Annotated in this window: 20 protein-coding genes; 9 read left to right on the forward strand and 11 right to left on the reverse strand. The window is 66.3% G+C overall.

Annotation, left to right across the window (positions count from 1 at the left end):
* Nucleotides 1-16: 16 nt before the first annotated feature.
* Nucleotides 17-2,128, reverse strand: coding sequence for an acyl-CoA dehydrogenase family protein (locus AC1DIP_RS13410; protein ID WP_477734040.1), 2,112 nt, complete (start codon nt 2,126-2,128; stop codon nt 17-19).
* Nucleotide 2,129: 1 nt separating this feature from the next.
* Nucleotides 2,130-2,858: a TetR/AcrR family transcriptional regulator gene (locus AC1DIP_RS13415; protein ID WP_477734041.1), complete on the reverse strand. Its 729-nt coding sequence runs from the start codon at nt 2,856-2,858 to the stop codon at nt 2,130-2,132.
* Between the two features lie 62 nt (nt 2,859-2,920).
* Between AC1DIP_RS13415 and AC1DIP_RS13420 the strand changes: the two genes are divergently transcribed.
* The 3 genes from AC1DIP_RS13420 to AC1DIP_RS13430 are packed head-to-tail and all read left to right on the forward strand — an operon-like array spanning nt 2,921 to nt 6,531.
* A complete protein-coding gene (locus AC1DIP_RS13420) occupies nt 2,921-4,273 on the forward strand; it encodes an acetyl-CoA C-acetyltransferase (RefSeq protein ID WP_477734042.1) in 1,353 nt (450 codons plus the stop codon).
* 9 nt (nt 4,274-4,282) lie between these two features.
* The gene (locus tag AC1DIP_RS13425; RefSeq protein WP_476211071.1) at nt 4,283-5,623 is read left to right on the forward strand and encodes a 3-oxoacyl-ACP reductase; all 1,341 of its coding nucleotides are present in this window, start codon (nt 4,283-4,285) and stop codon (nt 5,621-5,623) included.
* Nucleotides 5,620-6,531 (forward strand): MaoC/PaaZ C-terminal domain-containing protein, encoded by a 912-nt coding sequence (locus tag AC1DIP_RS13430; RefSeq protein ID WP_476211073.1) that lies wholly within the window; start codon nt 5,620-5,622, stop codon nt 6,529-6,531. The genes AC1DIP_RS13425 and AC1DIP_RS13430 overlap by 4 nt, the downstream gene beginning before the upstream one ends.
* 39 nt (nt 6,532-6,570) lie before the next feature.
* Here AC1DIP_RS13430 and AC1DIP_RS13435 read toward each other — a convergent pair whose 3' ends face one another.
* The 5 genes from AC1DIP_RS13435 to AC1DIP_RS13455 all read right to left on the reverse strand — a co-directional run bounded on the left by AC1DIP_RS13435 (nt 6,571) and on the right by AC1DIP_RS13455 (nt 11,193).
* Nucleotides 6,571-7,623 carry an FUSC family protein gene (locus AC1DIP_RS13435; RefSeq protein WP_476211074.1) on the reverse strand — a complete coding sequence of 351 codons (1,053 nt, stop codon included), beginning with the start codon at nt 7,621-7,623 and terminating at the stop codon, nt 6,571-6,573.
* Nucleotides 7,624-7,716: 93 nt separating this feature from the next.
* A complete protein-coding gene (locus tag AC1DIP_RS13440; RefSeq protein ID WP_476211076.1) occupies nt 7,717-8,826 on the reverse strand; it encodes a serine hydrolase in 1,110 nt (369 codons plus the stop codon).
* Between the two features lie 43 nt (nt 8,827-8,869).
* The gene (locus tag AC1DIP_RS13445; protein WP_476211077.1) at nt 8,870-9,952 is read right to left on the reverse strand and encodes a glutathione S-transferase C-terminal domain-containing protein; all 1,083 of its coding nucleotides are present in this window, start codon (nt 9,950-9,952) and stop codon (nt 8,870-8,872) included.
* A 29-nt stretch (nt 9,953-9,981) separates the two neighbouring features.
* On the reverse strand, nt 9,982-10,722 hold the full coding sequence (locus AC1DIP_RS13450; RefSeq protein WP_477734043.1) for a M50 family metallopeptidase: 741 nt from the start codon (nt 10,720-10,722) through the stop codon (nt 9,982-9,984).
* Between the two features lie 168 nt (nt 10,723-10,890).
* Nucleotides 10,891-11,193: a DUF4193 domain-containing protein gene (locus tag AC1DIP_RS13455; protein WP_018761323.1), complete on the reverse strand. Its 303-nt coding sequence runs from the start codon at nt 11,191-11,193 to the stop codon at nt 10,891-10,893.
* A gap of 206 nt (nt 11,194-11,399) precedes the next feature.
* On the opposite strand from AC1DIP_RS13455, the gene AC1DIP_RS13460 reads away from it, so the two are divergent.
* The 4 genes from AC1DIP_RS13460 to AC1DIP_RS13475 all read left to right on the forward strand — a co-directional run bounded on the left by AC1DIP_RS13460 (nt 11,400) and on the right by AC1DIP_RS13475 (nt 14,169).
* Nucleotides 11,400-12,539 carry a glycosyltransferase family 9 protein gene (locus tag AC1DIP_RS13460; RefSeq protein WP_477734044.1) on the forward strand — a complete coding sequence of 380 codons (1,140 nt, stop codon included), beginning with the start codon at nt 11,400-11,402 and terminating at the stop codon, nt 12,537-12,539.
* Nucleotides 12,536-13,507 carry a glycosyltransferase family 9 protein gene (locus AC1DIP_RS13465; protein WP_477734045.1) on the forward strand — a complete coding sequence of 324 codons (972 nt, stop codon included), beginning with the start codon at nt 12,536-12,538 and terminating at the stop codon, nt 13,505-13,507. Before AC1DIP_RS13460 ends, AC1DIP_RS13465 begins: the two co-directional genes overlap by 4 nt.
* A gap of 77 nt (nt 13,508-13,584) precedes the next feature.
* Nucleotides 13,585-13,815 carry a hypothetical protein gene (locus AC1DIP_RS13470; protein WP_477734046.1) on the forward strand — a complete coding sequence of 77 codons (231 nt, stop codon included), beginning with the start codon at nt 13,585-13,587 and terminating at the stop codon, nt 13,813-13,815.
* A 162-nt stretch (nt 13,816-13,977) separates the two neighbouring features.
* Nucleotides 13,978-14,169, forward strand: a complete 192-nt coding sequence (locus tag AC1DIP_RS13475) for a three-helix bundle dimerization domain-containing protein (RefSeq protein ID WP_476211089.1) — start codon at nt 13,978-13,980, stop codon at nt 14,167-14,169.
* A 4-nt stretch (nt 14,170-14,173) separates the two neighbouring features.
* On the opposite strand, the gene AC1DIP_RS13480 is transcribed toward AC1DIP_RS13475, so the two are convergent.
* The 3 genes from AC1DIP_RS13480 to AC1DIP_RS13490 form a co-directional block, all read right to left on the reverse strand.
* Nucleotides 14,174-15,199, reverse strand: coding sequence for an NADPH:quinone reductase (locus tag AC1DIP_RS13480; RefSeq protein ID WP_477734047.1), 1,026 nt, complete (start codon nt 15,197-15,199; stop codon nt 14,174-14,176).
* Nucleotides 15,200-15,313: 114 nt separating this feature from the next.
* Nucleotides 15,314-15,487 carry a CsbD family protein gene (locus AC1DIP_RS13485; RefSeq protein ID WP_141160443.1) on the reverse strand — a complete coding sequence of 58 codons (174 nt, stop codon included), beginning with the start codon at nt 15,485-15,487 and terminating at the stop codon, nt 15,314-15,316.
* A 102-nt stretch (nt 15,488-15,589) separates the two neighbouring features.
* A complete protein-coding gene (locus tag AC1DIP_RS13490) occupies nt 15,590-17,197 on the reverse strand; it encodes a phospholipase D family protein (protein ID WP_477734048.1) in 1,608 nt (535 codons plus the stop codon).
* 178 nt (nt 17,198-17,375) lie between these two features.
* Here AC1DIP_RS13490 and AC1DIP_RS13495 point away from each other — a divergent pair, with 178 nt between their 5' ends.
* Both AC1DIP_RS13495 and AC1DIP_RS13500 read left to right on the forward strand, forming a co-directional pair.
* The gene (locus AC1DIP_RS13495) at nt 17,376-17,837 is read left to right on the forward strand and encodes a GatB/YqeY domain-containing protein (protein ID WP_476211093.1); all 462 of its coding nucleotides are present in this window, start codon (nt 17,376-17,378) and stop codon (nt 17,835-17,837) included.
* A 253-nt stretch (nt 17,838-18,090) separates the two neighbouring features.
* Nucleotides 18,091-18,435: a hypothetical protein gene (locus AC1DIP_RS13500; RefSeq protein ID WP_477734049.1), complete on the forward strand. Its 345-nt coding sequence runs from the start codon at nt 18,091-18,093 to the stop codon at nt 18,433-18,435.
* A 38-nt stretch (nt 18,436-18,473) separates the two neighbouring features.
* Here the strand turns inward: AC1DIP_RS13500 and AC1DIP_RS13505 are convergent, their stop codons facing one another.
* Nucleotides 18,474-20,804, reverse strand: a complete 2,331-nt coding sequence (locus tag AC1DIP_RS13505; protein WP_477734050.1) for a hypothetical protein — start codon at nt 20,802-20,804, stop codon at nt 18,474-18,476.
* Between the last annotated feature and the right edge of the window lie 211 nt (nt 20,805-21,015).

The following is a 21,015-nucleotide window of genomic DNA, read 5'->3' on the forward strand; positions in this document are numbered from 1 at the left end:
CCGGTGTCCGCCCGGGTCAGGCCTTCCGGCCCGCGGCCCTGGCGATCAGGACTTTCTCGGCCACCGGGGCTTGCCCGCTGGCACGCTCAGCGCGGACGTGCGCACGCGCCTCGTCCTGGCGGCTCTTTTCAGCGCCCGTGGCGATGGCAGCCCGGACGTGTTCCCCGCCGTACCCGAAGGCCTCGACCAGGTCGAGGGCATGCGGTCGGATCTTCTCCAGCAGCCTGTTGATGTAGCCGCCCACAGTGCGCGCCCGCTGCATGGAGAGCCGGCCGTTCATGAGGTACCAGGACAGGTTCTTCTCAATCAGGGACAGGCCGAAGAGGTCACGCAGCCAGGTGAGGACCAACCTGGTTCCCGGATCCTCCACCTCCCGGAGCGCCTCGGTGAAGGCCTCCCACTGCAGCAGTTCAGCGTGCGCCTGGGCGGCGTCGATGAGTTCATTCTGGTGCCGGTTGAACAATGCAGCGCCCTTGTCCTGCGGCAGGCGCTTGCTGCCCTTCAAGGCGGCCCCGGCCTCAGCCACCATGGTCTGCACCCGGTCCGTGAGCAGGGCGCGCTGGCCTTCCTCGTCGCGGAGGGCAATTGCGGCCTTCTGCACTGACCCCGTGTCAGCCATGAATTGGGCCACCTGGCGCAGGCCCGTGCGGTGCACAGCGGCGCCCGCCGCCTGGTTCACCACGTACCGGGCCAGCACGCCGAAGTCCACATTCCTGAACTCCTTGGCGTAGTCGGCCAGCAGGCGCTTGGCCACCAACTGCAGGAGCACGGTATTGTCACCCTCGAAAGTGACATAGACGTCCAGGTCGGCGCGCAGCGAGGCGAACCGGTTCTCGATCAGGAAGCCGGCGCCGCCACACGCTTCACGGCATTCCTGGAGGGTGTCCAGGGCATGCCAGGTGCTGAGGGGCTTCAGCGCCGCAGCCAGGGTTTCCAGGTCCTGGCGGTCCGCGTCAGTGTCGTGGGCGCCGGAGAAGACGTCGTCGAACTTCTGCAGCAGCTGCTCGTGTGCAAAGCTGGCCGCATAGGTGGTGGCCAGGCGGGTGAACAGGCGCCGCTGGTGCCGCTGGTAGTCGAGCAGGACTTCTTCCTCCGTGTGCGAGGAAGCGTTGAACTGGCGGCGTTCGGTGGCGTACTGGATAGCAGCCTTCAGCGCGACCTTGGAGGCGGCCACGGCGGCGCCGTCCAGAGACACGCGGCCCTGGACCAGGGTGCCCAGCATGGTGAAGAAGCGCCGGCCGGGGCTGGCGATGGGTGAGGTGTAGGTTCCGTCCGCGTCGACGTTGCCGTACCGGTTCAGGAGGTTGGTCCGGGGGACGCGGACGTTCTCGAAGTGCAGCCGGCCGTTGTCGATGCCGTTCAGGCCGCCCTTGACGCCATCGTCCTCCCCGCCGATTCCGGGCAGGAATTCCTTGGTGTCCGCATCCCGGAGGTCCACGTAGAAGGCGTGGACGCCGTGGTTCACGCCGCGGGTGACCAGCTGGGCGAACACCACGGCGCCGAGGCCGTCGTTGGCCGCGTTGCCGATGTAGTCCTTCCAGGCGGCGCGGAACGGGGTGTTGATGATGAACTCTTCGGTGGCGGCTTCGTAGGTTGCGGTGGTGGCGATGCTGGCCACATCCGAGCCGTGGCCGGTCTCCGTCATCGCGAAGCAGCCGGGGATTTCAAGGCTCATGATTCCGGGCAGCCACTTGGTGTGGTGTTCTGCGGTCCCCAGGTGCATCACGGCGGATCCGAAGAGTCCCCACTGGACCCCGGCCTTGATCTGCAGGGAAGGGTCCGCCACTACCAGTTCCTCGAAGCCGGCGATGTTTCCGCCATGGTCGTCGGATCCGCCCAGCTCCGAGGGAAAGGCGCGGTGCACTGCTTCATTGTCCACGAGGTACTTGAGTTGTCCGAAGACCCGGGCGCGGTGTTCGGTGTGCGTCAGGCCCTCAGTCTTGTGCAGTTCGGGCCGGCCGGCCAGGTCGCGTGCCTGGAGCCGGACATCGGCCCATTTGCCCAGGAGCTGCCTGCCCAGCGCCTCGACGTCGACGGCGGGTGCGGCGTTTTCGCCCGCGGGCTTTGCTGCAGGGGTTGCGGCGGGGCGGAGTCCCTTGCGCGCGGGGCGGTCCACTACGTCAGTCATGTCACAGTCCTTCTTTGGCGGATAACTTGGTGGTCGGTGAAGCGGTGGTGAGTTCGGGGACGATGCCCACGCACAGCCACGCCGTGATCTGGCGGGCCATGGTCTCCTGGTCTGGTTTGGCGGGGGAGTCCGGGGTGCTGAGCCATTGTTCGCCGGCGTTCCGGACCAGGCCGATCGCGGCCTTGGGCCAGTAGCCGATGACGGTTTCCTTGACGTCCGCCAGGTGGGACCGCATGGGAGTGGCGATCATGTCCGCGATGGCGTCGAAGAAGGGGCCCAGCGGTCCGCCTGCTGCGGCAGGGTGCGGCGGGTTGGCGGCATCAGCCGGCGCATAGCTGGTGACAAAGGTATAGACGTTGGGGCTGGTGGCGGCCATTTGGAGATAAGCCGAGACCATCGCGAGCAGGCCTTCCCGGGGCGTGAGTGCACTTTGCGCGGCCTCCTGGATGCGGTGCTGCATCTGGCTGAGGACGACCTCGCCTACTGCCTGCTGCAGCCCGGCCTTGTCCCCGAAGTACCGGTAGAAGACGGACTTCGATGTCCCGGCTGCCGTGGCGATGTCTTCCATTGAGGCATCGCTGCCGAGCGCGTGCACGGCGCGGCGGGCCTGCTTGATGAGCTCCCTGCGCCGTTCCTCCCGGTGGCTTTGCCAGCGCGACGAACGTCCGTCGGGGCTGGCAGGCGACGGCAGTTCGATGGTCAAGGGGGAGTGCGTGTCCTGAAGGTTCACGATACCCAGCGTATCAGGTACGCTGGGTATCGGTAACCACTTGTGACCCAGAGGAGCCCTCCATGTCCACAGAAGGACAGTCCACCCACGCAGGCGGATCAGCCCTGCCTGCCGTCCCGGCAACCCGCAGGGCGGTGATTGTTGGCGCCAACAGGCTTCCGTTTGCCCGCGCCGGCGGTGCCTACGCCAAGTCCTCCAACCAGGACATGCTGACGGCGGCCCTCGATGGCCTGATCGCGCGGTTCGGGCTCCAGGACGAACGGATCGGGCAGGTGGCGGCCGGCGCGGTCCTGAAGCACTCCCGGGACTTCAACCTCACCCGGGAGGCAGTGCTGGGGTCGGCGCTCTCGCCGGAAACGCCCGTGTATGACCTCCAGCAGGCGTGTGCCACGAGCCTGGAGACCGTGGTGGGCCTGGCGAACAAAATCAAGCTCGGGCAAATCGATTCGGCCATCGCCGGCGGCGTGGATTCGGCCTCCGACGCACCCGTGGTGGTCAGTGAGGGACTCCGCGAGGTCGTTCTGGACCTTCACCGGGCCAAAACCCTTCCCCAGCGGCTCCAGATCCTCAGCCGGCTCCGGCCCAAGGACCTGGCCCCTTTGGCCCCGGGCACTGCGGAGCCGCGTACCGGCCTGTCCATGGGCGAGCACCAGGCCCTGACTACCGCCCAGTGGAAGATCTCCCGGGAAGCGCAGGATGAGCTGGCACTGAACAGCCACCACAACCTGGCCGCCGCCTACGACTCCGGGTTCTTTGATGACCTGATGACCCCCTACCGGGGACTGACGCGTGACGGGAACCTCCGGGCGGACACCTCGCTGGAGAAACTGGCATCCCTCAAGCCGGTCTTCGGCCGCAACCTTGGAGCGGATGCCACCATGACGGCGGGCAATTCCACCCCGCTGACGGACGGTGCGTCCACGGTGCTGCTGGCCTCGGACGAATGGGCAGACGCCCGCGACCTACCCAAGCTGGCAGCCGTGGTCGATGCCGAGGCTGCCGCTGTCGACTTCGTCCATGGGAAGGACGGGCTGCTGATGGCTCCCGTCTTCGCCGTGCCCAGGCTTCTGGCCCGGCAAGGCCTGACGCTGGCCGACTTCGACTTCTTCGAGATCCACGAAGCGTTTGCCGCCACGGTGCTCAGCACGCTGGCAGCCTGGGAGGATGACGAGTTCGGGCGCACCCGCCTGGGGCTCGACGGTGCGTTCGGCAGCGTCGACCGCTCGCGCCTCAACGTCAACGGGTCCTCACTCGCAGCAGGCCACCCCTTTGCCGCCACCGGTGGCCGCATCGCGGGCACGCTGGCCAAGATGCTCCAGGCCAAGTCTGCTGCCACCGGGAAGCCGGCCCGGGGCCTGGTGTCCGTCTGCGCCGCCGGCGGCCAGGGCGTCGTCGCCATCCTGGAATCTCTGTAGGGGGCGGCCGTGGCAGATACGTACACCCAACTGGTCAACAGCGGCATGGGCCGCAGCCTTGCAAAGAAACTCGGCCTTCCGCAACCTGCGGTCCTGCGCCGCTACCAGCCAGGGCAGCCCCTGGTAACCGGACCGGTCGTGGTCCTGGGAACCACCCCGGGGGCGGATAAGCTCGCCGCGGAGCTGCTGTCCTGGGACCTCGACGTCCGGCGGCATGCTGTTCCCGCCGAAAAGCTGGGCGCCATCATCCTGGTCCTCGACGGGCTGGAACACCCGACAGACCTTGAAAAGCCCGTGCTGGCGGCGGCAGGCTCCCTCCGGGACCTGCGCGCCGGCGGGCGGATCATCACGCTTTCCCGCCCGGCGTCGGAAGCGGCTACACCCGAAGCTGCAGCAGCCCGGCAGGGAGTGGATGGCTTCCTGCGGTCCCTGGCCAAGGAACTGCGGGGCGGCGCAACCGGCAACGGCGTGATCCTTGCGGACGGCACCACCGCCACCAGTCCCAGCGCCCTGGGCGCCCTGGCGTTCTTCCTCTCCGGCCGGTCAGCATTCGTGGACGGACAGTTCCTGACCGTCTCATCAGAGGACGGCAGCCTGCCCGCTGATCCGGAACGGCCGTTGGCAGGGAAGGTGGCTGTCGTCACCGGCGCTGCCCGCGGCATCGGAGCCCAGATTGCCAGGACGCTGCACCGCGACGGCGCCACCCTGATCCTGGTTGACATTCCTGCCGCAGGGGACCAGCTGGCCTCGGTGGCCAACGAGGTGCGGGCCACCGCACTTCAGCTGGACATCACCGGTGCCGACGCCGGCCAGCGGATCATCGACCATGCCGTTCAGCGGCACGGGCGGCTGGACATCGTGGTGCACAACGCGGGCGTTACCCGGGACAAGCTGCTGGCCAACATGGACCAGGCCCGGTGGAACTCGGTCATGACCATCAACATCGCCGCCCAGCTCCGCATCAACGAAACCCTCCTGGCCTCCGAACACTTTCGGCAGTCACCGCGTATTGTTTCAGTGGCCTCCACCAGCGGCATCGCCGGAAACCGGGGCCAGACCAATTACGCTGCGTCCAAGGGAGGGGTCATGGGAATGGTGCGGGCCACAGCCCCGCTGCTGGCGTCCCGCGGCGGCACCATCAACGCAGTGGCTCCCGGCTTCATCGAAACGGAGATGACGGCCCGGATCCCCTTCGCCGTCCGGGAGGTGGCGCGCCGGTTGAACTCACTGCAGCAGGGCGGGCTCCCGTCCGACGTCGCGGAAACCATCGCGTTCCTGGCCAGCGATGCCGCGGGCGGGATCAACGGAGAGGTGCTGCGTGTGTGCGGGCAGAACCTGGTGGGGGCATGACGGTCAAGCAGCCGGTGGTCCTGGCCGAGATGCCCTCGTTGTCCAAGCTTTACGTCAACGCTGCCGCGCAGGCCGCAAGACGCAGGCTGCTGGGAACACATGACTCCGCAGTCCTCCCGGCGGAGAGCCACGAAGTCAGGGGCGTCACCGTCGGGGTGGAAAACCTTACGGCTTACCAGCACCTGATCGGCGAAACGGCCAGTGACGTCCTGCCCGCGGGGTTCATTCACGCCATCGCATTCCCCTTGGCCATGAGCGTCATGAACCGGGACGACTTCCCGTTGCCCCTGCTGGGGATGATCCACCTGCGCAACAGTGTGGAGCAAAGATCACCGCTGTTGTTCACCGATGTCCTTGACATGACCGCCCGCGTGGAAAACCTCGGCGGCCACCGTGCGGGGACACAGCTGGACGTCGTGGCGGAAGTCCGGCGCGCCGGCTCCGGCGAGGTCAATTGGCGCGGAGTTTCAACATACCTCGCCAAGGGCGTCTTCCTCCCGGGGATCGACAAGCCCTCAGCCATACCTCCCAAAGCTGATTTCACGGCACCGGACCCGACGGCGCTGTGGCACCTCGGCGTGGATACGGGCCGTGCGTATGCAGCGGTCTCAGGGGACTTCAACCCCATCCACCTCAGCGTGCTCTCGGCCAAGGCCCTGGGCATGCGGCGATCGATAGCGCACGGCATGTACCTCGCGTCCCGTGCGCTCGCAGATGTGGGCCCCGCCCGGGGCGACTCGTTCATGTGGGACGTGGAATTCGAGGCCCCGGTCTTCCTGCCTTCCCGGGTCGCCCTGGAGATCGGGACCGAACAGACCGGCTCCGGGGCATGGAAGCACTCCAGTTTCGTTGCATGGAGTCCACGCTCCGGGCGGCGCCATTTCAGCGGGACGGTTTCGGCCCTGTAGGACCTGGCCTTCAGCTTCCGGCCTGGGGCCAGGGCCTGCCTAGTCCTGCGGCTGGACGGCCCGCAGGATCCGGTGGAGGCTGAGGAGGACCGATTCTGAGGCAGGGACGGTTCCCTGTTCTGCCGGCCTGTCGGCGGTGGCAGCCATGCAGGCTTCCACCGCCGCCCTGGCAGCGTCGTAGCGGTCCTTCAATTCCTGGGCGTCACCGTCGGTGTCCGTGGAAACCAGTTCCCCGGTGGCGGTAATGGCGTCTGCCAGCGGTTCATTGTCCTGAAGGGGAATCTCGTAGGGCACGTCGTCCTCCCAGATCACATCGGACAGCACATCCGTCATGTCCTGGATATGGAAGGTGACCCGTTCCAGGTTTCGCAGGTCCCGGTAGTCCCGGTCCATGTCGCGCGGGTGCAGCTTCCGCCGGGGGTTGGCGCGCCTGCTGGCATCCGCCTCCTTGACCAAATGACGCACTGAACGCGCCGCTTCCGCCAGTTCGTCCGACCTGCGCGACCAATCCTCGTGCTCAGGGGGCCATTTTTCCACCAGTGCCGCGCCCATGTCCGTCAGCTGCCGGCCAAGGGCGAGCCGCAGGTCGGCAAGGCTCGATGCGGCGGCGTTGAGGTGCAGCGGAGGAAAGATCAGGAAATTCACCGCAATCCCGACAGCCACGCCCGCCGCCATCTGCACAAGGTAGCCGTAGGAGAAATCTTCGGCGTTGCTGCCGCCCACCAGCAGGACCAGGAGCGCCGCCGTGGGGATCCAGTCACTGCCTGAGCCGATGCCCGGCAAGCCGCCCAGCAGGACGCCCACCCCCATGAACAGGGCGACCGTCAGGGGCGACGGTTCGCTGATGCTGACCAGGACGAAGGCAAGACCGATTCCCATCGCCAGCCCCGCCAGCGCCTGTGCCCCCTGCTTCACTGACCCGGCCACGTTGTGATACATGGCCACGAGGGCGCCCAGCGGTGCGTAGTACGCGTAGTGCGAGGCGGCGCCAGGCATGAGGGGTGCGATGGCGAACGCCAGCCCCGCGGCTATGGCCGCTTTCCCTGCCAGTTGGAGCCGCTGTGCCGCGAAGGCAGCAGAAAGCCCCGCCACTGATTGTCTAAGAAGTTGGGTCCCCCGAGCCCACCGTGCATCCGGCCGTGCCTGAGTATTGCCCATCCGGACAACAGTAGGGCCGGGGGTGGCTCAGGACAAACCTGCTGCTGAGCGCGTTACCGCAGTTGCCAGCCTGTGGGCACGGCCCGGGGTGCGGCCTTCTTCCGCGCGCCGGGGGATGTAGCCGAAGCCCAGCCCGTAGGAGGGGTCGGCGAAGCCCAGGGCAGCGTTGGCTCCCTCGTGGCCGAAGGCCCGGTGGCTCCCGAAGTTCCGTGAGGGGTGGGGTTTCATGAAAACGACCGCGAAGGCATTGTCCAGGCCGGAGGACCGGTCCAGGCCCCAGACCTGTTCCCGAGTCATGGCCGTAATGGTCCCGCCGGAGAGGAACGGCTCCGTGCCACCGACACCGGTGGTGGCCGCTGCGTACAGGCGCGCCAGCCCCTCCGCGGAGCCAACGCCACCCGCGGCGGACATGCCCGCGGCACGCACGGAGCGGATATTGGGCAGTTCCATGATGGTGCTGACCGGGGCATTGCTGTTCAGGCCGTCGAGGCTGAGCGGATCCATCCACGCTTCGGCCGGCCCTGCTTCGTACAGGACGTCCTGGTACCTGCCGTCCTGGCTGTCCGGCAGGCCCAGGAAGAAGTCCACGTCCTGCGGCTTCCGGATTCTCTGGTCGTAGATGTCCTGCAGGGCCTCGCCCGTGGTCCGCCGGCACAGTTCTTCCATCAGGATGCCAATGGTGAGGGCGTGGTAGCCGAACTGGCGGCCGGGCTCCCAGGCGGGAGCGGCAGCGGCGAGCCGGGCTGCGGCCCCGGACGTGGTGAACTCGTCCAAGCTAAAACCGCCCTCGACCCCCAGCAGCCCCGCCTGGTGCGACAACGCCTCCCTGACGAGCAAACGGTCCTTTCCGTGGACCGCAAACTCGGGCCAGTAGTGGGCCATCGTCCGGTCAAGGTCAAGGACACCGTCCTGGACCAGCAGGGCGATGACCAGGGCGGCGACACCCTTGGAGCAGGAGTAGGCGCCGGTCAACGTATCCGGTGCCATGGCCGGGCCGCCGGTCAGGCGTACCACCGGCACCCCGTTCCGGTAGGCGGCCAGCTGCGCGCTGTAGCGGGAGTCCTCCGCGAGGAAGGACTCAAACAGTGCCAGGACACCCTCGTACCCCGGCGCTACGAAACCCAGAGAAGTCTGCATGCCTCCAGTCTACGAGGAAAGCGGTTTCCGTCCGCGGATGAGGTCAGCGGGAAGCTCCGTGTCCGGCTGCGACTTCCTCGCCGGGCCGCACAGGTCCCGGTGCGGTGCCGTCGCCGAACGGGCGTCCGCCCAGCGCCTCCCGGCCGTGCTCCGTCAACCATCCGGCAAGATCCGGGCCGGCAGGGACAATGCCGGTGGGATTGATGTCCTCATGAACGATGTAATAGTGGCGCTTGATCTGCACGAAGTCGATGGTGTCCCCGAAGCCCGGAGTCTGGAACAAGTCCCGCGCATAACCCCACAGGTTGGGCATTTCGCTAAGCTTTTGCCGGTTGCACTTGAAATGTCCGTGGTAGACGGGATCGAACCTGGCCAGGGTGGTGAACAGCCTGACGTCCGCCTCGGTAATGGTTTCACCCACCAGGAAGCGCTGCCGCGAGAGGCGGTCCTCGAGCCAGTCCAGCGCGGCCCACAGGCGCTGGTACGCCGAGTCGTAGGCCTCCTGTGATCCAGCGAAGCCGCACCGGTAGACGCCGTTATTGACCTCGGTAAAGACGCGCTTGTTCACGTGGTCGATTTCTTCGCGGAGATGCGCGGGGTAGAGCTGCGGGGCGCCCGGCCGGTGGAATTCTGTCCACTCGGTCGAGAAATCAAGGGTGATTTGGGGGAAATTATTGGTCACCACTTCACCACTGCGCACGTCGACGATAGCGGGAACGGTAATTCCGCGGGGGTAGCCGGGGAACCGCTTGAAGTAGGCGTCCTGCAGGCGCTCGATTCCCAGGACCGGGTCCACTCCACCCGGGTCCAGGTCGAATGTCCAGGAACGTGCATCGTGGGTGGGCCCAGGCTGGCCAAGGGAGATGGCCTCCTCGAGCCCCAACAGCCTGCGGACAATGACGGTGCGGTTGGCCCATGGACAGGCCCTTGCGGCAATGAGGCGGTAGCGCCCGGACTCGACCGGCCAGCCCGGCTCACCGTTGCTGCCGGGCGCGGCATTCCTGGTGATGCGGTCCTCGATGTAGTTGGTGTCCCGGGTGAATTCCGCCCCGCCTGTCACGTAGGCTCCCCGGGTGCTGTGCGCGTCGGCGGTGTCTGCTGGTGTGCTTTCCGTTTCCTGGCTCATGCCATTAGCCTATGCGCCGGCTTCACGCCCTAGGCGCCCTGCCGGAGGATTGCCACGAGGGGCTGCCACGCCACCAGCCAGGAAGCGGCCACGAGGAGCGTGAACAGGGCAATCCAGATGCCGGACGGAACGGAGGTGGCCCGGTACAGGAGATACGCGTCCGAGCTGTTGAGACGGTCGCGACGGCGTAAATGCACGTGGGTGAGCTTGACCAGGTCACGTACGGCGGCCACGAGGAGTGCCAGGCCGAAGATCACGGCGGCATGGCCAACCACGGAGGGCGGCGCAAGGAAGGTGAGGGCACCGGTCCCGGCGATCGCGGCCCCCGTGATCACGAATCCCGCAAGGTTGCGAAGGAAGAGGAGCGAGGCAGTCAACACCACCGCGCTGGCCGCCATGGCTGCCGGTCCCCATCCGTTGAGCCCGGACCAGACAAATGCGGCACCCGCCAGCGCTGGCACCGGATATCCCCAAAAGCAGGACCAGGCAGCGGCCAGCCTGCTCCTGCTGTAGGTGGTGGTGGTTCCGGAGTGGTCAAGGCGAAGCCGGATCCCGGAGAGCCGCTGCCCCGAGGTAAGGGCAGCGAATGCGTGGCCCAGTTCGTGGGTGGCGGTAGCCAGGAGGCCGAAATAGCGCCAGCTGCGCCGGGGGATGGACAGCACGACGGCGGCCGCCAGCGACAGCATCAGCTCGGCGAATGTGATGTTGGGTACGTTGGTTTGGGTGAATGCCGCGCTGAAGGTATTCCAGAAGCTGGCAGGGCTGTCCAATATGGCCTCCTGGCTGCGTGTCGGCGTCGTAAGTCCTGTGCCCCACGCTACGCACCCAAGCTGGACGCGGGCAGGAACCTGGTCAATGCTTAAAGCCGAAAGGCACGCCAGGTTCGGCGTGCCTTTCGTACGGGGCCTGGCGTTGCCGCCCTGGTACAAACCTGCTGATTAACCTTCGCACTCCGTGCAGTAGCTGTGGCCGTCTTTTTGCCGGGCGATCTGGGACCGGTGGCGGACCAGGAAGCAGGAGTAGCAGGTGAATTCGTCCTCAGCCTGGGGGATGACCTGGACTACGAGTTCCTCAGCGACAAATTCGCCGCCAGGAACTCCGGCGCCGTCCAGCCCGTCAGCCTCGTCCAACTCCTGCACAACGCTGCGGGCGTCCGGAGCATTCGCTGACTGGAGCTGCTCGAGTGAGTTGTCCTGCGATTCCTTGACGTCGGAACGCAGTTCATCGTAATCGGTTGCCACTTTGGGTGCTTCTCTTTTCTTAGTTGGGCTGTCGGGTATGAAACGTACAGCATGAACCCGGTATTCCCCAACAGGAAGCGTAGATCCGTTGCCGGTTGGGTACGGGTGCAGAGGAGCGGCCACGGGTTTCCCGAACCGATATTCGGCTGCGTGGGCAGGAGAGGGACGGCCATGCGGTTTCCTCCCCGGGACGGAAGGGGCAGTTTTTGGAGCAACTCACTGCGGAGCTTGGCGGCGCCGAACAAATCGGTGCGGGGGTAGGCCCGGTGCTGGAGAAGTTCGACGCTGTGTCCCGGATAGCGGTCCTGCGGGGAGGGGGCCTGGGAGATCTTCTCTTCGCAATTCCAGCGATGGCTGCGTTGAAGGCGGCCTACCCGGCAGCACACCTGACACTGCTGGGCACTCCAATCCATGAGGCGGTTCTCGGGGCGGTGGAAGGCCCTGTCGATGAAGTGGTTATCCTGCCCTTCGCCGAAGGAGTCCGCCCGGGGGAGGAGGATGCCGGCGAGCTGGATCACTTCTTTGCCGGCATGCGCGGGCGCGCCTTCGATCTGGCCGTCCAGCTCCATGGAGGTGGACGGTTCTCGAATCCCTTCCTGCTGCGGCTGGGAGCCCGCCACACCGTAGGGACGCGGACGGCCGACGCCGCCATGCTTGAGCGCAGCGTTCCCTACCTCTATTACCAGCACGAACCCCTCAGGGCTCTGGAAGTGGCGGGTTTTGCGGGCGCGTTCCCCGTCGACCTTGAGGCCCGGCTGGCGCCCGCCGGGCAGGAATTCCCGCCAGCCCGCCCCGGGGACCGCGCCCACCCACTCGTCGTGATCCATCCCGGCGCCACCGATCTCCGCCGTCGTTGGCCCGCCTCAAAGTTCGCTGAGCTTGCTGCCGCCTGTGCGGCCGATGGTTCACAAGTGGTCCTTATCGGGGATAGGAGCGAACAGGGCCTGGCAGCGGAAATCGCGGACAGTGCCGCTTCAGCAGCAGTCCGTTCCCTGGCCGGCGCCCTTGACATGGCAGGGCTCGTGGCGTTGCTGGTGGACGCCGACGTCGTGGTGGCAAACGACAGTGGGCCCAGGCACCTTGCGCAGGCGCTGGGCGTGCCCACAGTCGGCATTTTCTGGGTGGGCAACGTGATCAACGCCGGAGCGCTGGGGCGGAGCCTCCACCGTGTCCACGCCTCATGGGTGACGGCGTGCCCGACATGTGGTGTCGATGTAACCCAGGTCGGCTGGACGGCAGAACGGTGCGTCCACGACGATTCACTGGTGGCCGGGGTGGGCGTTGCTGAGGTCTACGGGGACGTCCGGAGCCTCACGGCCGGCAAGCTCGCAAAGCAGGATGCATGACGGGCGGGGCAGCGGCACACACAGCAGTCGTTCAAGAGCCGGCAGACGGCAGGCCGGAGCTCCTGGTTCTGCGCGCCCTCAAGCTCGGAGACCTGCTGGTGGCCGTGCCGGCGTTGAAAGGCCTCCGACGGGCCTTTCCCGGGCACCGGCTTCGGTATGCTGCGCAGGGGTGGTTGTCCGACGCCCTGGGCCTGGTGGGCGGCTATGAACTGCTGCCCACGCACGGCCTGGACGAGCCGCTGGCACTGCCACCGGGCGTGGTGGACGTAGCCGTCAACCTTCACGGCAGCGGCCCGGAGAGCCAGGGCCGAATAGAGGCGTTGAAGGCCCGGCGGACCCTGGGACATCACAGTGCACACTGGAACGGGCCGCAGTGGCGGCCGGAACTGCACGAACGCGAACGCTGGGTACGGCTCCTTGAATGGCATGGGATAGACGCCGATCCGTTGGACGTGCAGTTGGATACGCCCCAGGTACCCAGTCCCGTGCCCGGGGCCACTGTCCTGCACGTGGGGGCAGCGTACGGCAGCAGGCTTTGGCCTGCGGAGCGGTTTGCGGCGGTGGCGACGACACTGACCGAGGCGGGACACCAGGTAGTCTTCACCGGCGGCAGTTCCGAGAGGGACCGGGCGGAGGAAGTGTGCCGCCTCGCAGGAATCCCGGGTACGGCTGTCCTGGCCGGGGTATTGGGCCTCGGGGAGTTCGCTGCGACCATTGCTGCTGCCCGCCTGGTGGTCTCTGCCGATACCGGCGCCGCGCACCTGGCATCAGCCTACGGCACCCCGTCAGTGGTGCTCTTTGGCCCGGCCCCACCCGAGATTTGGGGGCCGCCCCCTGGGCCCCATATCGTCCTCACCCGGGCCGAACTGCGGCGCGGGGACACGTTCGCGGCGCGGCCGGACCCAGCCCTGCTCGCTGTGCAGGCCTCCGACGTGATGGCTGCTGTCAAGGCATTGGGACTGCTCTGAAACACTGTGGGTTTAAGCGTCCGTGCTGTGGGTCCGCAGAGGGGTGAACCCTGCTCCACGAGCCTAAAATAATGTGTATGAGCACTGAGCTGGAAATCGCTTTGGTGTTGGGGACGGCGCTCCTCTGGATTGCCGTAACGCTGACCATCCTGTCCGCCATCGACCGGCCGGAAAGGAAGGCGCGGCGGCAGGAACGCCGCGGCGTCCGGGCCGAGAAGCACCGGATTGAGTACCGTCCGGTGGCAGCGGCGGCCCATAGCCCCGGACGTAACCGGCACCCACGGACCCGGCGGCTTCATCCGCACTGACGTCGGCGGCGCTCCGGAGGTGCGAAGGGGACCGCCCAGGCTGGCCCGAACGCGGTCCCGGCGCTCGCCGTCGTGCGCGCGTGCCGGTTAACCATGGCGCATGCCTCGGCGCCCCCTCAGTCAAGTCTTGACGGGATTGGCCGGATCCCCGACACTTTCCCGATGGGAGTAAGCGAAGAGTTGCGGGCGCTTGGCGACGTGGTGGACCGGCTTGCCGTGAAGTTTCCAGCGCTGTCCAGGGAGTACATCGAAGATGTGGTGCAGCAGGAACACAGCCTCCTGGATACGGGCCGGGTCCGCGCCTTCGTGCCGGTCCTGGTGGAGCATGCAGCCAGGGACAGGCTTGCACGGTAGGGCGTCAGGTTCCGGGTGCGACGTCGATCAGCACTTTTCCGACTGTCCCCTGTTCCACGGCGTCATGGGCTGCGGGGGTCTGGTCCAGCGGAAACCGTGTCAGGGGCAGTCCGTGCTCTTCCCCCACCCGCAGCGCGCCTGCCGCCAGGGCCTCGGAGATGGCGGCAACGGCCTGACGTTTCTGCTCGTCGGTGACGGTGTAGGTGAGGATGAACTGGTAGCGGACGTTCCTCGCCATGCTTTCGCGGATTGGAACGGTGAGTGATTGTCCCGGGTTCGCCGCGAATATGGCGATCGTGCCGCCCGGCTTGATGACGTCCAGGTCCGTCTTGATGTTCGCGGGTGCGTTGACATCCACAACCATGTCGACGCCGTTTGCGGCCACCTGGTGGACGGCGCCAACAATGTCCCCGGTCCGGTAGTTGATGACGGTGCCGGCGCCCGCACGGCGGGCCAGTTCAGCCTTTTGGTCTCCGCTGACGGTGGTGATGACTGTGGCCCCGGCCCAGCGCGCGAGTTGGATGGCCGCGTGGCCTACGGCTCCGGCCCCTCCCGTCACCAGAACGGTTCGTCCCTCGAGGGCACCGGCGGAAAGCCTGGCTGGGCCGTCCTCGTTCGATGTCAGGGCCCGGTGCGCCGTCAACGCCGGGATGCCCAATGAGGCGCCGGCATCGAAGGATTCGGTATCGGGAAGGGGCACAGCTTTATTGCGGGGCACAACGACGTATTCCTGTGCCGTGCCTTCATTACTGCCCCAGGCGACGTCCCACAGCCAGACACGGCCGCCCACCGACAGGCCCGTCACCCCGGGACCCAGGTCATCGATGACACCGGCTCCGTCCTGGTTTGGAACTTTGGGGGCGTCGAGCTTCCTGCTTCCGCTCCCGGACCGCGACTTCCAGTCGGTGGGGTTGACGCCGGACACCACCATTCGGACACGGACTTCTCCGGGCCCCGGCACCGGCAATGGCCTGTCCTGAAGCTTCAGTACGGATGAGGGCCCTGTTTCTTCATAACTGATTGCCTTCATTGTCTTCTCCCGACTTGATTGCCGTTGCCTTTACCGCCCAACCTACCGAACGTGATGGGCAGGCATGAAAAAAGCGCACCCCGTTCGCTGGGTGCGCTTTTCCTTGACTGCCTGTCAGTGCTTGAAGGCGTCCTTGACCTTTTCGCCGGCCTGCTTCAGATCACCTTTTGCCTGATCTGCTTGGCCCTCGGCACGCAGGCTCTCATCGCCAGTGGCAGCTCCGGCAGCTTCCTTGCCCTTACCGCCGGCTTTTTCGGCGGCGTTCTCGATTTTGTCGCCCAGTCCCATGGTGTTTCCTCCTCTGGTTGGCAGCCGTTCGCATTCGGCTGGGAATATCATAAGCATGCTTAGGAACAATTTTTCAAGTCCCCGGACTGCTCCCTGTCCGGCCTAGAACCGGGAAGTGCCACGCAGCGGGCGGGGGCGGCCGTCCGGGTCCACGATTAGCCGGTAGATCGGATCGGCCCAGAAACGGTGGATGGCCCGGACCGGTTCGGGGGAGTGGAGGCGTATCTGGCCTTGCGGCCGCGGCCCGGACCGGCCGGTCCCGTGCCACTGGTCCAGGGCACCGGCCACCCTGTTCCAAAGATCAAGTTCCCCGCCGTCGGCGGTCAGGAGGGGGTCGTCCTGGTCAATGCCCAGATGTTCCGCCCAGAGCTGGAGCCGCAACTTCCGCGGGAGTGGCTGGGGCGTTCGGCCGGCGGCACTGCCACCGGCACCAGCCGGAGCGGAGGTGTCGATCACTGCGCAGGTGAGCTCGCTGTCGGTGGTCCAGGACCGGCGGTTGAAGTTGTCAGATCCGCAGGTGAACCACGTGTCGTCAATGATGCAGATCTTCGCGTGGACGTAGATCGGTGTCCCGTCATTGTTCTCCAGGTCGAACACACCCACCCGGTCTGGGGCGGCCCGGCGCAGCATGCTGATGGCACGCTGTTGCCCCAACCGCCGGGGTGGGCCGCCAAGAAACCCGTCAGAATCGGGATAGCGCGGCACCACGATGATGACCTTCAGCGAAGGGTTCCGCTCCAGCGCCTCCGCGATGCCCGCGGCGACCTCTGTTGACCATAGGTACTGGTCCTCGATGTAAATGAGTGAACGCGCCTGGGCGAAGGCCTTTGCATAGGCGCGCGCGATGCTCCGCTCACCGTGAGGCGCGAACGGGAAAGGTGGGTGCTTCACGCCGTAGGTGCGGAGCAGCTGCACGGCGTGCGATCCGGCAGCCGGCGGGGGCGGAGCCGCTTCCGGCAACGGTTTGGGGTGCCGTGGCATGCGGGCCAGACGCTGCAGCAACATCCGGTAAGGGGTGTGGCGGTCCAGCGGGTGGGGATCGTTCCAGCGTTCAGCAAAGATGGCCAGTACATCGGCAACCACCGGGCCGCGAAGTTCGAGGGCGGCGTCGTGCCACGGGGGCCTCGGTCCGTACCGGGAATCCATCTTCACCGCCTGTGGGTCACCCCGGTGGGCGGCGTTATCCCGGCGGCTGTGCGAGAGGTCGATCCCACCCACGAAGGCGACGTCCCGGGATGGGTCGTCACGACGACGGATTACCACCAGTTTCTGGTGGTGCGACCCGAAGACCCGGACCCGCTGATCCAGCAGCGCCTCACCGCCGGCGTCATTGATTTGGCGGCTGAGGAGTTCGTTGGACCTGCCGCTGATGGGGGCGGATAGCCGCTCTCCGTGGGATCTCCAGACGAGGCCCCTGACCTCCACGCCGGACCTGGCCAGTCCTGCGAGCAGCCCGCCGATCGTGGTGCCGCCCGGCTCCAACTGCTCATCGCCGTCGCCCCGCCAGTCGGTGAACCAAACCCGGTCTCCAGCTTTTAAGTCCGACAGCTCCGCATGCAGCCTGGCAAAGTAGGCTTCCCCGTGCACCAGGGGCGCCACCAGGTTGCCTTCCGACCAGAGCGCCGAGCCCGGCCCGCCCGCGTGGATCCTGGAGGCAGGGTTTCCCCGCTCATCACCGCTCAGAAACCACTTGCCAACGGTGCTGTCCACTCGGTGCTCCTTTCGGGGCCCGGGTGGGCCCAGGCCGCTGCGGTTTCCAAACTAGCCTACGGCGGCACCGGTGTGTCTTTCCCCGGGGTGGAACGAACCGGCACGCGGCGCCACTCCGGCCGCACGCGGAATAGGCTTGTCCCGGAAGGCTCCCCACCAACGAAGAACGAGGCACGCCATGTCATTGAAGGAACAGTTGAAGGGCGACGTCGTCGTGCACATGAAGGCGGGCAACCGTGTCGCTCTTACGACGGTGCGCAACGTCCTCGGTGAGATCGAAACGCGGGAGAAGTCGGGTAAGACCCCGGTTGAACTGGACGATCTCCAGGTCACCGCGCTGCTGCAGAAAGAGGCCGCGAAGCGCCGGGACACCGCAGCCACGTATACGGCGGCGGGTCATGACGACCGGGCTGAGGCGGAGATTGCCGAGGCCGAGGTCATTGAGGCCTACCTTCCGAAAGCCTTGAGCCGGGCGGAGGCCGAGGCGATCGTGGACGGCGTCATCGCGGAACTGAGGGCGGACGGTGATGTGCTGACCATGCGCTCCATGGGTACTGTCATGAAATCCGTGACGCCCAAAATCGGAGGGCGTTTCGACGGCAAAGCCGTCAGCGAGATTGTGAAGGCGCGCCTGGCCTGAGTGTGCCCGGGGACGCCGCATCAGCTGCCGCTGGTCCGCGGAGCAACGATCCGGCGACAAATGGCGACGAACCGGCCCCGTGACCGGTGACGCTGAACATACTTGCCCCATGGGATTTTGGGCTTTGAGGGCAAACCCGCGGGCGACGAGAGCTGTCACGGCGGCCATGGGCTGCCTCTTGTCCGCCTGTTATTTGTCCGCCTGTGCCGGGTCATGGCAAGGAGAGCCGCCCTGCTTTCCTCCCAGCTATGAGGTGAGCCCCGGCGTTGCAGGACGCGGAGACTCCGTCACCGTCCACGCGGCCGACGCCGACTGCAATCCCCGATACGGACAGAACGCCCGGATTTACGTCTCAGTTACCGACGCCGCCGGCCACGCCTTCGTCAGCACGACTGCCGCGATGAACGATGCCGGCGGGTTTGCATTCCAGTTTGACGTGCCGCTGCAGGCAGCGCCGGGGGAGGCCAGTGTTGAGGCCTACCCGTTCGGCGTGGATTGGTGTGACGATACCGGGACGAATAACCGCGTTCGCCACGCGGAAGGTTTCAGCCGGGCCTCGTGCGCTGCAAGGACAAAGCCGCTGACTATTACCCCCTAGCTGCCCAGTCCGCACCGGGATCGCATCCCGTGCGGGATTCAGGAGGCGCCATAATCGATCCTGGCGTTACCGTCTTTGGGAACGGTGACACGTCCGCCCTGGAAATCCTGAACGGTACTGCCGTCCGCGGTGATGTAGTTATCCGTGGTCGGGTAGCCTAGCCGGCCGAATTCGAATCCGGCCGCCGCCCACGCATCACGGGTTTTGCCCACTGAGACGCGAACCCCCACGGCAGGAGCGAAGATCAGGGCGCCCCTCTCGAAGTTTTGGTATGAGCCGCCATCCTTCAGGCCGGTGACCCTCCCCGATTCGGGGAAGCCCAGGACGCCGGAGCCCTGGATGTCATCGTACTTTTTCGCGTAGTCGGCAAGAAGTGCGTGGGGGCCCGTGGACGGAGACCAGTAGATGGTTCCGCCCTGGTAAGTCTGGTAGAACCCGCTGTTGAGCCCGAGGTCGTTTGACGTCGGGTAGCCCAGGGGTCCATATTCATACCCCTGCTGGGCCCATACGTCCCGGGTTGCACCGTAGGAGATATGAGCTCCGGTGGCGGGCGACCACATGATGACCCCCTGCTCGAAGCCCTGCCACGTGCCGCCGTCCTTCGCCGGGTTGGCCTTGGTGGTTGCTGTGCCAAGCCACTGGTTGGCCTTTAGTGGCTCAGCGGTTGCTCCCGTCACGGTAAAGACACCCGACTGGCCGGCGGTGATATAGCCGCCTTGGTATTCCTGGGCGACACCACTTCGCAGGCCGAACTCGTCCGTGACCGGGTAGCCGAGGGGTCCGTGCTCGAAGTCCTGTCCCGCCCACACGCTGCGGATAGCGCCAACGGAGAGAACGGGGCCAACGCCTGGCGTCAGAAGGATCGCCCCGCCCTGGTAGTTCTGGAAGGCTCCACCGTCTTTCAGTCCTGTGATGACATCTGTGACGGGGTACCCCAGGCGGCCACTTTCGAAGCCGGTGGCGGCCCATTTGTCACGGATCGGGCCGCTGCTGATGGCTGCGCCCGAGGCCGGGGAAAACATGATGGCGCCACCCTGGAACCCCTGCCATGTGCCGCCGTCCCTGATGCCCCGGACCTCGTCGGTTGTCGGATAGCCGAGCGGCCCGTTTTCCGCCCCTTGTGCGCGCCATTTGGTATGGATCGCGGCGGTGATGGCATGGGCGCCGGTGGCGGGGGACCAGAAGATGGCCCCGTTTTGGTACGCCTGGTAGATGCCGCCGTCCTTCAGGCCCCCAATTTCATCACTGATCGGGTAGCCGAGAGCGCCGTTCTCGAACCCGGTCCGGGCCCACGCGTCCCTGATCGCGCCGACCGAGATGTGCGCGCCGGTGCCCGGCGACCAGACGATGGCTCCGCCTTGGTAATTCTGGTAGACGCCGCCATTGCGGAGCCCACCGACTTCGTCGGCAACCGGGTAGCCGAGGCTCCCGTTCTCGAATCCATATTCGGCCCACTTCCCGCGGGTGGCCCCAACCGAGAGCCTGGCGCCGGTGCCCGGCGACCAAACGATCGCCCCACCCTGGTAATTCTGGTAGGCCCCGCCGTCTTTTAGCCCGCCGGTTTCATTGGAGGCGGGGTTGCCAAGGCCGCCGGCCGGACCGCCGGTGGCTGCGTACTTTCCGCTGATGGCGCCAAAAGGATTCGCGGAGTACGGGGTGAAAATGTCGTCGACGGCGCCCATGATGATCCGGTCCCCGGGGCGGTTGCTGCGGAGGAATCTGTTGACCACCTCCAGGCTGGTGGACAGGCAGCCGGCGGAGGTGGTGCGGCCCGCGTGCAGGAAGATCGCGTATGAGGCCCCCTGCACGGTGTTCATGTCGGGCTGGCGGTTGTAGTTGATGACCGCCGCCTGTTCGTAATAGCCCTGGTTCATGTAGGTGTAGAGATTCTCGTCCGAGGGGCCGCCGCGGCCTTCGAAGTATTGGTTGTAAGTCGGACCGTATTCGCCGCCCCAGCGGGAGTCAGGGGTGACCGTGTGGTAGCTGAGGGCTGTTCCGGGGTTGGAGCGGCCCAGGGCCTCAGTGACGCTGTATGACCCTGTTGGTGATTTGAACGTGTCCTCCCAGGTCAGGCCAGGTCCGGCGAAGCCTTTCAGGCCTGCATAACCCCAGTCCTGCCATTCCTGGACGTAGCCGTTGCCGGAGCGAACGCACCCGGTAAGGGTGACGACGTTGGATTCACGGGACGTTGCGGTTGCAAAAGTGACCCGGTTGGCGCCAAAGCTGTTGTACTTGACCTGGCCGGCCGAGAGCCGCTGGCAGGGATTGTTCTCCTGGGATGAAGCCCGGGCCCCGGCATTGCCAAGGAACGAGCCGCCTGCGACTGCGATGACGGCCAGCGCGAGTGACAGGGGTCTGGTATTTTTCACGGTTCTGCTTCCTGGCCCGGGCAGCGGGACGCGCCTTGGTGATCGACGGTGTGCCCAGACCCCAAACCCCTGTTGACGTGGGACGATACCGGCTCTGGTGCGGTTGCCCCTAGGGTATCGGTGCTTTGCCGAATTCGATGCCCATACGAGTCGCGGCGCGGATAATTTGGGTTCGCTGACGCCTCGGACGCCGCCGGCCAGGGGGTGGAAG

The sequence above is a fragment of the Pseudarthrobacter sp. 05T312 genome (assembly GCF_056396685.1).

Bases quoted from the DNA above. Each gene is read 5' to 3' on its own strand.
- AC1DIP_RS13480 (WP_477734047.1), bottom strand. From the start codon at position 15,199: ATGAAGGCAATCAGTTATGAAGAAACAGGGCCCTCATCCGTACTGAAG.
- AC1DIP_RS13495 (WP_476211093.1), top strand. From the start codon at position 17,376: ATGTCATTGAAGGAACAGTTGAAGGGCGACGTCGTCGTGCACATGAAG.
- AC1DIP_RS13420 (WP_477734042.1), top strand. From the start codon at position 2,921: ATGTCCACAGAAGGACAGTCCACCCACGCAGGCGGATCAGCCCTGCCT.
- AC1DIP_RS13485 (WP_141160443.1), bottom strand. From the start codon at position 15,487: ATGGGACTGGGCGACAAAATCGAGAACGCCGCCGAAAAAGCCGGCGGT.
- AC1DIP_RS13470 (WP_477734046.1), top strand. From the start codon at position 13,585: ATGAGCACTGAGCTGGAAATCGCTTTGGTGTTGGGGACGGCGCTCCTC.
- AC1DIP_RS13445 (WP_476211077.1), bottom strand. From the start codon at position 9,952: ATGAGCCAGGAAACGGAAAGCACACCAGCAGACACCGCCGACGCGCAC.
- AC1DIP_RS13430 (WP_476211073.1), top strand. From the start codon at position 5,620: ATGACGGTCAAGCAGCCGGTGGTCCTGGCCGAGATGCCCTCGTTGTCC.
- AC1DIP_RS13410 (WP_477734040.1), bottom strand. From the start codon at position 2,128: ATGACTGACGTAGTGGACCGCCCCGCGCGCAAGGGACTCCGCCCCGCC.
- AC1DIP_RS13465 (WP_477734045.1), top strand. From the start codon at position 12,536: ATGACGGGCGGGGCAGCGGCACACACAGCAGTCGTTCAAGAGCCGGCA.
- AC1DIP_RS13440 (WP_476211076.1), bottom strand. From the start codon at position 8,826: ATGCAGACTTCTCTGGGTTTCGTAGCGCCGGGGTACGAGGGTGTCCTG.
- AC1DIP_RS13475 (WP_476211089.1), top strand. From the start codon at position 13,978: ATGGGAGTAAGCGAAGAGTTGCGGGCGCTTGGCGACGTGGTGGACCGG.